The organism is Aeromicrobium sp. REDSEA-S32_B7 (assembly GCF_001626145.1).
In the GTDB taxonomy this organism is placed as follows: domain Bacteria; phylum Actinomycetota; class Actinomycetes; order Propionibacteriales; family Nocardioidaceae; genus Aeromicrobium; species Aeromicrobium erythreum.
The window spans coordinates 1-11,420 of sequence record NZ_LUNF01000292.1; the positions used below are offsets into that span (position 1 = coordinate 1).

Genomic DNA, 11,420 nt, shown 5'->3' on the forward strand with positions numbered 1-11,420 from the left:
GTCGCCAGATTCTCCGCGGTCATCAATTCGCGCACCGGCTGGCCCGGATTATCGGCAAAGCGCACGTCGCGGTGCGTGAGGATGCCGACCAGCTTGCCGCCGGTCTCGACCACCGGAATCCCCGAAATACGGTGCTGCGCCATCAGCGCGGTGGCATAGGACAAGGGGGCGTCGGGCGTGATGGTGATGGGATTGACGATCATCCCGCTTTCAAAGCGCTTCACCTGGCGCACCGCGGCGGCCTGTTCCTCGACGGTCAGATTGCGGTGGAGGACGCCGATGCCGCCGATCTGCGCCATCAGGATGGCCATGTCGGCCTCGGTAACCGTGTCCATCGCCGACGACAGGATCGGAATGTTGAGGCTGATCTCGCTGGTCAGCCGGGTCGACAGATTGGCGTCCGAGGGCAGAATGTCCGACGGGCCTGGCACCAGCAGCACATCGTCGAAGGTCAGGCCGGTGAAGATTTCCATGGGTGCCACTTTCTGGTGCGGGCGGCGCCTGACCCCGCGGCGGCGGGCGGCAAGCAGCCCGTCGACGCCGAGCTGAAGAGCCTCGGCAGCACGCAGGGCGTCCACTCGGCCCTCGGCGCCTGGTTCCTGCCCGCGCTGATCCTCCTGCTCCTCGGCTGCGCGATCGCCGGCCCGGTGATCAGGCTCCGCGCGGCCGGGAAGGAGGACTCATGACCGTCGCACCCCTCAACGGTCGCCTCACCGGGCAGCGCCGGGGGAGTGGCGCCCTGAAGGGCAGTCTCGCCGCCGCGCGCGACACCTCGCGCGTCCCCGAGCGCGACCTCGTCCTGAGCAGCGGACTCATGGTCGTGGCGCTGCTCGTCGCCTGGGTGCTGCTCCAGACCCTCGTGCTCGGTGGTCTCTCCTACTCCCGCGCGCAGGACCGGCTCTACGACGAGCTGCGCACCGACCTGGCCGCGGGCACCGCGCCGACGGGCGGGGTCATCGCGCCCGGCCGCCCCGTCGCGCTCTTCTCGCTGCCGTCCCTCGACATCGACCAGGTCGTGGTCGAGGGCACGTCGGCCGGTCTCCTGCTCGACGGTCCCGGACACCGGCGCGACACCGTCCTGCCCGGCCAGGCAGGCGTCTCGCTCGTCTACGGACGGTCACGGACGTTCGGACGACCCTTCCACGTGATGATGCACGAGGCCGTGGGCACCCGGCTCGACGTCGTGACCGGGCAGGGGCGCTCCACCTACCGGATCGAGGGCGTCCGGCGTGCCGGCGACGACGTGCCCGCGCCCCCGGCGCAGGGACAGGGTCGGCTCACGCTCATCACCGCGGCCGGCGACGGCCGCCTCGGCGGGCTCCGACCGGACGAGCTGGTCTACGTCGACGCGTCCCTGCAGTCCAAGCCGTTCCCGGCCGGCGGCCAGCGGGTGAACACCCTCGGTCAGTCCGAGCTGGCGATGGCGAACGACACGTCGGTGCTGCCGTTGCTCGCCCTGACGCTCGGTGGCCTGCTCGTGGCCCTCGTGGGCATGCTGCTGCTGCGTCGACGGCTGCGCCCGGCCCTCGTCTGGACGGTGTTCGCACCGGTGTTCCTGGCCCTCGCGTGGTTCGCCGCGGACCTCTCCGTGCACCTCATCCCGAACCTCGTCTGAGTCGTGCACCGACCATTCACCGAGTCGCACCGAATGGACGTCTGCTGTTCACCGCAGACCGTCCGGACCCCCTCCATCGACGCCTAGCGTGCTCGTCGGGACGTCGCCCGACGGCCCACCCCCCTTCACGACAAGGAACTCCACGCGCATGATCTCCACGCGTACCCGGTTCGCCGCGGCCCTCGCCGTCGCTGCGACCTCGATGGCGACCCTCGGCGCCGTCGCACCGGCCCAGGCGGCCGACACCAACCCCGCCGACCCCACCTTCACGCCGAGCAGCACCGACCTGGTGGGCGTCGGGTCCGACACCTCCCAGCTCGCGCTGCACTACCTCGCGGAGGGCAAGGACGGCGTCGCCGCCGGCTACAACGCCTCCCGCACGGTCAAGATCGCCTCGTGGGCGGCCGACGGCTCGCCCTCCACGATCTCCCTGCGCAGCGGCGCCTCGGCGATCACCCGCCCGAACGGCTCGGGCGCCGGCAAGAAGCTGCTGTACGGCTCCAGCAACGACGCCAACGTCGACTTCGCCCGCTCGTCCTCCGCGATCTCCACGACCGAGCGCGACGCCGGCCTGAAGGCCTTCCCCTTCGCCGTCGACGGTCTGAAGCTCGGCACGCGCAAGGCCGGCACCGACGCCCCCGCGTCGCTGACCGAGGCGCAGGTGCTCGCCATCTACAAGGGCGACGTCACGAACTGGTCGCAGGTCGGCGGCAAGGACGCCGTGATCCACCCCTACGTCCCCCAGTCGGGCTCGGGCACGCGCTCGTTCTTCGAGGCCCAGCTCGTCCGCATCAACGACGGCAAGCCCGTCTCCCTCGGCTCGAACGTCAAGGAGACGCAGGAGCACTCCGACGAGAAGATCAAGGACGACCCGGACGCGGTCGTGCCCTTCTCGACCGGTCGCGCCAAGTCGACGACCAGCATCGGCCTGCTGAACGGCTTCAGCGTCCGCCGCGCGCTCTACAACGTCGTCCGCGGCAACGACCTCACCGGCTCGAAGGCCGCCGACCTCAACGCCGCCTTCGGCGAGACCGGTTTCGTCTGCTCCGACGCCGCCCGCCCGCTCATCGAGGCCGCCGGCTTCGACCAGCTGGCGCGCACGGCCCAGGGCGGCGTCTGCGGCCAGACGACCACGTCGGCGACGACCAACTTCCTCACCGCCGGTGGTCAGCAGAGCACCGTCGCCCTCACGGGCAAGGCGACGCCGAGCGGCAAGGTCACGCTGAAGGCCGCGGTCGGCCCGTCGACCGCCACCGGCACCGTGACGTTCACCGAGGGTGACGCCACCGTCGGCACCGCCACCGTGGACACGCTGGGCAACGCCACCCTCGCGCTCGAGGGCGTCGCCAAGGGTGCGCACAGCTACACGGCGACCTTCGCGCCCGACGACCCGCAGGCCTACTCCAAGGCGACCGGCTCGATCACCGTGACGGTCCCGGACGCGAAGTACTCCAAGGCCATCGAGGTCACCGCGCCCACGTCGGCCTACGGCGCGGCGCGCACCGTCACGGTGAACGTCGGCACCAGCGACCTCAAGGCCACCGGCAGCGTCACCTTCGTCTACGGCGACGCCGCCGAGCAGACGGCCGACCTGCAGGGCGGCACCGCGACCTTCACCGTCCCGGCCTCGCTGGACGCCGGCACGTACTGGGGCGCCGTCTCCTACTCCGGTGACAGCGACTTCGCCGAGGGCTACAAGCTCGTGAAGTTCGTCGTCACCAAGGCCACGACCCGCACCTCGCTCAAGCTCGCGGCGGCGAAGGTCAAGGTCCGCAAGGCCACGAAGGCGACCGTCACGGTCGGCATCACGGGCTCGACGCTGAAGGCGTCGGGCACGGTCACCCTGAAGATCGGCTCCAGCGTCGTCGGCACCGGCAAGGTCGTCAACGGCCAGGCCGTCGTCACGCTCAAGGCGCAGAGCACCACGGGTGCCAAGCGCGTCGTCGCGACCTTCGCGCCGTCGAGCAGCAACTACGGCGGATCCACGTCCGCCGTGGCGACCTACACCGTCGTCAAGTGATCGACCGCCGTGGCCGGCTCCTGCGGGAGCCGGCCACGGCGCGTTCCACCCGCCCCCGAGGAGAGACCATGTCCCTGACCGACGAGACCACCACGATCCCGGTGCTCGACGACGCCACGCAGAGCATCCCCGCGGTGCTCCCGGACCGGGCGTCGCTGGCGACGCTGGAGGCGACCGACGTGTCCGCGTGGTTCGGCACGCGCAAGGTGCTCGACCGGGTCTCCCTCACGATGCCCGCCGGGCGGATCACGGCGCTCATCGGCCCGTCCGGCTGCGGCAAGTCGACCTTCCTGCGCATCCTCAACCGGATGCACGAGCTCGTGCCGGGCGCCTCGCTCGCCGGCCGTGTCGAGATCGACGGCTCCGACGTCTACGACCCCGACCGCAAGCTCACCGACGCGCGTCGCGCGATCGGCATGGTCTTCCAGAAGCCGAACCCGTTCCCGGCGATGTCGATCGAGGAGAACGTGCTCGCGGGCCTCAAGCTCACCGGGACCAAGGTCGCGTCGCGCGACCGTGACGACCTCGTCGAGGAGTGCCTCACCAAGGGTGGGCTCTGGAAGGAGGTCAAGGACCGTCTCGACGCACCGGGCGGCGGACTCTCCGGCGGCCAGCAGCAGCGCCTCTGCATCGCCCGGTCGCTCGCCGTCAAGCCGCGCGTGCTGCTCATGGACGAGCCCTGCTCGGCCCTCGACCCCACCTCGACGCGCGTGATCGAGGAGACGATGCTCGAGCTCGCGCAGGAGGTGACGATCGTCATCGTCACGCACAACATGCAGCAGGCCGCGCGTGTGTCCGACCAGTGCGCCTTCTTCCTCGCCGCGTACGGCACCCCCGGCGTGATCATCGAGCACGGCGACACCGCGACCATGTTCGAGTCGCCGCAGGACCAGCGCACGTCGGACTACGTGAACGGTCGGTTCGGCTGAGGTGACCCGTCTGCTCTCGGTCCTCGGCGTCGTGGCGGCGGCAGCTGCGCTCGTCGTGACCGCCGTCCTGGCGAGCACCGCGCCCTCGACCCCGCGCGACGTGCAGGACCTCTTACCGGCCGCCGCGTCGGTACAGCTGCCCGACGCCGGTGCCGATCCGGCCGCGCCGTCGTCCGCGGGGACGAGCACGACGTCGCACGAGCCCGACCCGGCGTGGTTGGCGAGCACCGCGACGGCCACCGGCGTCCCGGCACGGGCGCTGCAGGCGTACGCGTCGGCCACGCTGCGGGCCGGTGCCGAGCTGCCCGGCTGCCGGCTCGGGTGGACGACGCTCGCCGGCATCGGGCACGTCGAGTCGGCTCACGGCGGGAGCACGCTGGCGCCGGACGGTCGCACGAGCGTCGAGGGTCCCGCGCTCGACGGCACGTCGGGCTACGCGGCGATCAGCGAGGACGGCGCCTGGGACCGGGCGCGCGGGCCTCTGCAGTTCATCGCCTCGACGTGGCGACAGTGGGGCTCCGACGGCGACGGCGACGGTGTCGCGGACGTCGACGACGTCGACGACGCCGCCTGGACCGCGGCGCGCTACCTCTGCGCCTCGGACGCGGACCTCACCACACCGGCCGGGTGGACGGCCGCCGTGCACTCCTACAACCACTCCGACGTCTACGTGCGCAGCGTCCTCGCCGCCGCCGACGCCTATGCCGCGCGCTCGGGCGGCTGATTCCCATCCGGTGATGGGAACCAGCAGCTCACCACGGTCTTCCCCCGCCCACCCTGGAAAGCATCCGCAGGTGAGCGACGGATTCCCATGAAGTGATGGGAATCAGTGGCCACGGGCGGCCGAGGCTGGGGTGGGGGAGGATGCTGAGGCGCCCGTAGGGTGGGCCGGTGGCCCGCATCGTGCACGTCGACGACCTCGACGACCCCCGTCTCGCCGACTACCTGCACCTGCGCGACGTGCAGATGCGGCTGGCGCACGAGAGCGAGCACGGCATCTACCTGGCCGAGGGCGAGAAGGTCGTGCGCCGGGCCCACGAGGCCGGTCACGAGGCCGCCTCGTTCCTCATGGCACCGCGCTGGCTCGACGGCCTGCGCGACGTCCTCGACGCGAGCGACGCGCCCTGCTTCGTCATGTCGGAGAAGGACGTCGAGCGGGTCACCGGGTTCCACGTGCACCGGGGAGCGCTCTCGGCCGTCCGCCGGCCCGCACCGGCCGACGTCGACGACGTGCTGGCCGCCGCGCGACGCGTGGTCGTGCTGGAGGACCTGGTCGACCACACGAACGTCGGCGCCATCTTCCGGGTGGCGGCGGCGCTGGGCTTCGACGCCGTCCTGCTGTCGCCGCGCTGCGCCGACCCGTTCTACCGGCGCGCGGTCAAGGTGGCCATGGGTGCGGTGTTCTCCGTGCCGCACGCCCGCGTCGACGACTGGTACGGGACGCCCGCGCTGCTGTCCCGCCACGGCTTCACCACGTACGCGATGACGCTCGCCGACGACGCGGTGTCGCTGGAGGACGTGCACGACGTGCCCGAGCGGCTCGCGCTCGTGGTCGGCTCCGAGGGACCCGGGCTCACCGAGCACTGGCAGCGCAGCAGCGACGTGCGCGTGACGATCCCGATGGCGGCGGGCATCGACAGCCTCAACGTCGCCACCTCGGTCGCCGTCGCCTGCTGGCACCTGCGCTGACGTCGTGGGGTCGCCGACGCTGCGACGACGCAGGCTCAGTCCTCGATCGCGGCCGGGGTCACCGGCCAGTCGCCGGGGTAGGCGTCGGCCAGCTCCTCGTGCTTCTTGTAGAGCTTCTTGCGCGCCTTCGCCGGCACGCGGTCGCCGAAGACGGTGCCGTGGAGGTGGTCGGTCTCGTGCTGCAGGCAGCGCGCGAGCAGGCCGGTGCCGTGGAACTCGACCGGCTCGCCCTTCTCGTCGAACCCGGTCACGCTCGCGACGTCGGGGCGCGAGCACTCGGTGAACGCACCGGGCAGCGACAGGCAGCCCTCGTCGGCGGTGTCGAGGTTGCGCTCGGCCGCCTCGGGCAGCGTGAGCCGCGGGTTCACGACCACACCGGTCACGCGGACGTCGTCGTCGTCGGGGCAGTCGAAGACGAACACCTTGAGGTCCACACCCACCTGGTTGGCCGCCAGGCCCACGCCGTTCGCGGCGTACATCGTCGCGACCATGTCGCGGACGAGGGTCTGGAGCTCCTCGTCGAACGACGTCACCTCGCGGAGCTCGTGGTGCATGACGGGGGTGCCCCACCGGGTGATGGGACGGACCGATCCGCCGTCGGGCAGGGGACGGGAGCTGGGGTGTGACGCCACCGCCCCAACGTATCGCGGGGTGAATCGCCCCGAGTCGTGGACTCCGCCCTGTGACGTCGGATACCATCGGTACGCGTCACTGCAACTCACAGTTACAGTGGAGTCGTGCACCCCAGTGGTGCCGGCGGGAACCCGTCCCGACCCCCATCACACCAACGTCCCTGCCAAGGAGACACCGTGGCGAACCGACCAGACCCCATGGGCATCGGGCTCGCGGTGCTGAACCGCATCGCGAGCTCGCCGGCCATCGACAAGCTCGGCCTGCGCAAGGCCACCGAGCGCGCCGTCTACCAGGGAGCCAAGTCCGGCTTCCAGCTCGCGGCCAACGCCAACCGCACCTTCAAGCGCGTCAAGGGCTCGGGCACGCCGCAGCGCCTCGGCGCGACCCAGGACAGCGGCCTGTTCGACCTCACCCCGACCGAGGACCAGCAGATGATGGTCGACGTCATCGGCGAGTTCGCCGACGAGGTGCTGCGCCCCGGCGCCGAGGCCGCCGAGAAGGCCGACGACACCTCCAAGGAGGTGCTCGACCAGACCAGCGAGTTCGGCCTGACGCTGCTGAACGTCCCCGAGTCGCTCGGTGGTCTGTCCGAGGAGCGCTCCGTGGTCACCGGCGTCCTGGTCAACGAGGCGCTCGCCTACGGCGACATGGGCCAGGCCGTCGCCTGCCTCGCGCCGGCGTCCGTCGCCACCGCCATCTCGCTCTGGGGCACCGACGAGCAGCAGCAGACCTACCTGCCGGCGTTCACCGGTGACGACGTGCCCGCCGCGGCGCTCGCCGTGGCCGAGTCGCGACCGCTGTTCGACCCGTTCGAGCTGCAGACCACCGCCACCGCGACGGAGGGCGGCTACCGCCTCACCGGCGTCAAGTCCGCCGTCGTGCGCGGCACGGAGGCCGAGCTGTTCGTCGTCGCCGCGGCGCTCGACGGCACCCCGCGCCTGTTCGTCGTCGAGTCGAGCACGCCCGGCCTGACCCTGGCCGCCGACCCGTCCATGGGTCTGCGTGCCGCCGGGCTCACCAAGCTGAGCCTCGACGGCGCCGTCGTCCCGGAGACTGCGCTGCTGGGCACCGCCGACGACTACCGCGAGTGCGTGCGGCTGTCGCGCCTGGCGTGGTCGGCGCTCGCGGTCGGCACGGGTCGCGCCGTGCTCGACTACACCAAGGAGTACGTCAAGACCCGCGAGGCGTTCGGCGAGCCGATCGCCCACCGCCAGGCGGTCGCGTTCATGGTCGCCAACATCGCGATCGAGCTCGAGGGCATGCGCCTGGTCACCCTCAAGGCTGCGTCGCGGCACGAGCAGGGTCGCGACGCGTCCCGCGAGATCGCCCTCGCCCGCAAGCTCGCGGCCGAGTACGGCATGAAGATCGGCACCGACGGCGTCCAGCTGCTCGGTGGCCACGGCTTCGTCAAGGAGCACCCGGTGGAACGGTGGTACCGCGACCTGCGGGCCGTCGGCGTCCTGGAAGGAGCAGTCCTCGTCTGAGGACGGACACGAAGATGACGATCAACCTCGACACCCCCAAGAAGTTCCGCGGGTTCATCCAGCAGGCCCACGAGGTCGCTGACAACTTCCTGCGCGCGAACTCCCGCAAGTACGACCTCGCCGAGCACGCCTACCCCAAGGAGCTCGACCTCCTCGCCTCGTTGATCGACGGCATGGGCGACTCCGGCGCCGGACAGGGCGCCGGTGCCGCCGGCGTCCGCCGCAGCGAGGACGCCTCGGAGAAGGACAAGGGCAAGGTCAAGAACGGCACCAACCTCTCCTCCGTGCTCTCGATCATCGAGATGTGCTGGGGCGACGTCGGCCTGCTGCTCTCGATGCCGCGCCAGGGCCTGGGCAACTCCGCCATCGCGTCGGTGGCCACCGACGAGCAGCTGGAGAAGTTCAAGGGCACGTGGGCCGCCATGGCGATCACCGAGCCCGGCTGCGGCTCCGACTCCGCTGCCATCCGCACGACCGCCGTCAAGGACGGCGACGAGTACGTGCTCAACGGCGAGAAGATCTACGTGACGTCCGGCGAGCGTGCCGACTCCGTCGTGGTCTGGGCGACGCTCGACCCGAAGCTCGGCCGTGCGGCCATCAAGAGCTTCGTGGTGCCGAAGTCGCTGCCGGGCATCCGGGTCGAGCGGCTCGAGCACAAGCTCGGCATCCGCGCCTCCGACACGGCCGTGATCGTGCTCGACAACTGCCGCGTGCCGGCGGAGAACATCCTCGGCAACGAGGAGATCGACACCAAGCAGGGCTTCGCCGGCGCCATGGCGACCTTCGACAACACCCGCCCGCTCGTGCCCGGCATGGCCGTGGGCTGCGCCCGCGCGGCGCTCGAGCTCACGCGTGAGCTGCTCGAGGACGCCGGCGTCGTCATCGACTACGACCGTCCCGCGACGTCGCAGTCGTACGCGGCGGCGACCTACCTGCAGATGGAGGCCGACTACGAGGCAGCGCTGCTGCTGACCCTCGAGGCGGCGTGGCTGGCGGACAACCGCAAGCCCAACTCCATGGAGGCGTCGATGTCGAAGGCCAAGGCCGGCCGCGCCGGCAACGACATCACCCTGCGGTGCGTCGAGCTGGCCGGCAGCCTCGGCTACAGCGAGGGCGAGCTGCTCGAGAAGTGGTCGCGCGACTCCAAGATCCTCGACATCTTCGAGGGCACCCAGCAGATCCAGCAGCTGATCGTCGCGCGTCGCCTGCTGAACCTGTCGTCGGCGCAGCTGCGCTGAGGACCGACGCCCCCGACCGCAGCACCGTGCAGGCCCCGTCACCCCCAGGGTGGCGGGGCCTGCCCGCGTCGTCGGTGCGGTGTGGGGCGTACCCCTAGGATGTCGACATGACTGGGCAGCTGCCGCCGGACTTCGACGTCGACTACCAGCTGACGCGGCTCGTCCGCCAGGTCAGGGCTCGGTCGTTGCGTAACCTCGCGACCATCCACGACGACCTCGACTACAGCACGTTCGTGCTGCTCCTGGCCATCGTCGACGCGACGACGTCGAGCGGTGGCGTGCGCGCGTCGGACCTCGCCGACTCCCTGCACGTCCACAAGTCGACCGTCAGCCGTGCGGTCCGCATGCTGGAGGACGCCGGGCTCGTCGACCGGACCCCGCACCCGGAGGACGGTCGCGCGCACGTGCTGCGGGCCAGCGCCGAGGCCGTGCGTCGTGTCGACGCCTACCGCGAGGACTCCCACGCCGCCCTCGCCCGCGTGATCGAGGACTGGGAGCCCACCGAGCTGCGCACGTTCGCGCAGCTGCTGGCGCGACTCAACGACGCCTTCGGCACTGAGTGAGCACGACGCCTTCGGCACTGGGTGAGCGCCGGGCGAGCCGCAGTCCTCAGGGTCGCAGGAGCACCTTGACCGCGCGCCGCTCGTCCATGGCGCGGTAGGCCTCGGCGACGTCGTCGAGGCCGAGCTGCAGGTCGAACACGTCGCCCGGGGTGATCGCGCCCGAGACGACGTCGGGCAGGAGCTCGTCGAGGTAGTGGCGCACCGGCGCGACACCGCCGGCGAGGCCGGAGTTCGTGCCGAACATGACCGGCACGTTGAGCTCCACGCCGTGGGGGACGCCGACGTAGCCGACGGTGCCTCCGGGACGCAGGCTCTGGAACGCCTGCTTCATCGACTCCTTGGTGCCCACGCACTCCAGGACGCTGTCGGCGCCGATCCCGCCGAGGATCTCCTTGACCTCCGCGGCACCCTCCTTGCCCCGGGTCGCGACGACGTGGTCTGCGCCGAAGCGCCGCGCAAGCTCCTGGCGGGGCTCGTGGCGCGACATCGCCACGACCGTCTCCGCGCCAAGACGCTTCGCGGCGAGCACCGCGCTGAGGCCGACGGCGCCGTCGCCGACGACCGCCACGGTCGAGCCCGGACCTACGCGGGCGGAGACGGCGGCATGGTGACCGGTCGGGAACACGTCGCTGAGCGTCAGCAGGTGGGGGACGAGCGCGTCGTCGACCGGCTGGGGCACGCGCACCAGGGTGCCGTCGGCGAACGGCACGCGGACGAGCTCGGCCTGGGCGCCGTCGTAGCCGCCGCCGTTGACGCACGAGGTCTGCACACCCTTGCGGCAGACCGCGCAGGTGTTGTCGCTGTACAGGAACGGGGCGATGACGAACTCGCCCACGGCCACGTCGGCCACCGCCGAGCCCACCTGCTCGACCACGCCGACGAACTCGTGCCCGATACGACGCGGCTCCGGCTGGTCGCCGTTCGCACCGCGGTAGGGCCAGAGGTCGCTGCCACACACGCAGGCAGCCACGACGCGGACCACCGCGTCGGTGTCGTCCTGCACGACCGCGTCGGGCACGGTGTCGAGACGGATGTCGCCAGGGCTGTGGAGGACGGTCGCACGCATACGTCCTTCCTACCAGTGCGGGGGTGGGCCTGCTGCTGGCCGTCGCGCGTCGTGCGTCCTTCGGGTGCGTCGGTCTGGGCGGTCGTGACCTTGCTGGTGCGCTGCCGCGGCTCGCGCTGGGTGTGGTCCCCGAAAGGGCCTCGACCGGGCGGCTGGCGGGCGCGGCGGCTCGGGTTCTCGGGC

The 11,420-nt window shown here is 71.4% G+C and carries 12 protein-coding genes; 9 read left to right on the forward strand and 3 right to left on the reverse strand.

Annotated elements, in window-relative coordinates; translation table 11 throughout:
• Nucleotides 1–473: IMP dehydrogenase (locus A6Q79_RS17085; protein WP_317698841.1), on the reverse strand; the 473-nt coding region annotated here is incomplete at its 3' end.
• Nucleotides 474–488: 15 nt separating this feature from the next.
• Here A6Q79_RS17085 and A6Q79_RS17090 point away from each other — a divergent pair.
• From A6Q79_RS17090 to A6Q79_RS17115, 6 genes are all read left to right on the forward strand, one after another.
• The gene (locus A6Q79_RS17090) at nt 489–686 is read left to right on the forward strand and encodes a hypothetical protein (protein ID WP_317698842.1); all 198 of its coding nucleotides are present in this window, start codon (nt 489–491) and stop codon (nt 684–686) included.
• Nucleotides 683–1,615: a sortase gene (locus A6Q79_RS17095; RefSeq protein ID WP_286690793.1), complete on the forward strand. Its 933-nt coding sequence runs from the start codon at nt 683–685 to the stop codon at nt 1,613–1,615. The genes A6Q79_RS17090 and A6Q79_RS17095 overlap by 4 nt, the downstream gene beginning before the upstream one ends.
• Nucleotides 1,616–1,763: 148 nt before the next feature.
• Nucleotides 1,764–3,635: an Ig-like domain repeat protein gene (locus tag A6Q79_RS17100; RefSeq protein ID WP_286690794.1), complete on the forward strand. Its 1,872-nt coding sequence runs from the start codon at nt 1,764–1,766 to the stop codon at nt 3,633–3,635.
• 68 nt (nt 3,636–3,703) lie between these two features.
• Nucleotides 3,704–4,564, forward strand: a complete 861-nt coding sequence (locus A6Q79_RS17105; RefSeq protein WP_286690795.1) for a phosphate ABC transporter ATP-binding protein — start codon at nt 3,704–3,706, stop codon at nt 4,562–4,564.
• 1 nt (nt 4,565) lies between these two features.
• Nucleotides 4,566–5,288 (forward strand): lytic murein transglycosylase, encoded by a 723-nt coding sequence (locus A6Q79_RS17110; RefSeq protein WP_286690796.1) that lies wholly within the window; start codon nt 4,566–4,568, stop codon nt 5,286–5,288.
• A gap of 167 nt (nt 5,289–5,455) precedes the next feature.
• Nucleotides 5,456–6,253: an RNA methyltransferase gene (locus A6Q79_RS17115; protein ID WP_286690797.1), complete on the forward strand. Its 798-nt coding sequence runs from the start codon at nt 5,456–5,458 to the stop codon at nt 6,251–6,253.
• A gap of 35 nt (nt 6,254–6,288) precedes the next feature.
• Here A6Q79_RS17115 and def read toward each other — a convergent pair whose 3' ends face one another.
• Nucleotides 6,289–6,885, reverse strand: a complete 597-nt coding sequence (def, locus tag A6Q79_RS17120) for a peptide deformylase (RefSeq protein ID WP_286690798.1) — start codon at nt 6,883–6,885, stop codon at nt 6,289–6,291.
• Nucleotides 6,886–7,062: 177 nt separating this feature from the next.
• Between def and A6Q79_RS17125 the strand changes: the two genes are divergently transcribed.
• The 3 genes from A6Q79_RS17125 (at nt 7,063) to A6Q79_RS17135 (ending at nt 10,171) form a co-directional block, all read left to right on the forward strand.
• On the forward strand, nt 7,063–8,370 hold the full coding sequence (locus tag A6Q79_RS17125; protein ID WP_236749703.1) for an acyl-CoA dehydrogenase family protein: 1,308 nt from the start codon (nt 7,063–7,065) through the stop codon (nt 8,368–8,370).
• Nucleotides 8,371–8,384: 14 nt separating this feature from the next.
• On the forward strand, nt 8,385–9,608 hold the full coding sequence (locus tag A6Q79_RS17130) for an acyl-CoA dehydrogenase family protein (RefSeq protein WP_286690799.1): 1,224 nt from the start codon (nt 8,385–8,387) through the stop codon (nt 9,606–9,608).
• A gap of 107 nt (nt 9,609–9,715) precedes the next feature.
• Nucleotides 9,716–10,171 (forward strand): MarR family winged helix-turn-helix transcriptional regulator, encoded by a 456-nt coding sequence (locus A6Q79_RS17135; protein WP_067857559.1) that lies wholly within the window; start codon nt 9,716–9,718, stop codon nt 10,169–10,171.
• Between the two features lie 46 nt (nt 10,172–10,217).
• Here A6Q79_RS17135 and A6Q79_RS17140 read toward each other — a convergent pair whose 3' ends face one another.
• The gene (locus A6Q79_RS17140; RefSeq protein ID WP_067857556.1) at nt 10,218–11,237 is read right to left on the reverse strand and encodes a zinc-dependent alcohol dehydrogenase family protein; all 1,020 of its coding nucleotides are present in this window, start codon (nt 11,235–11,237) and stop codon (nt 10,218–10,220) included.
• Between the last annotated feature and the right edge of the window lie 183 nt (nt 11,238–11,420).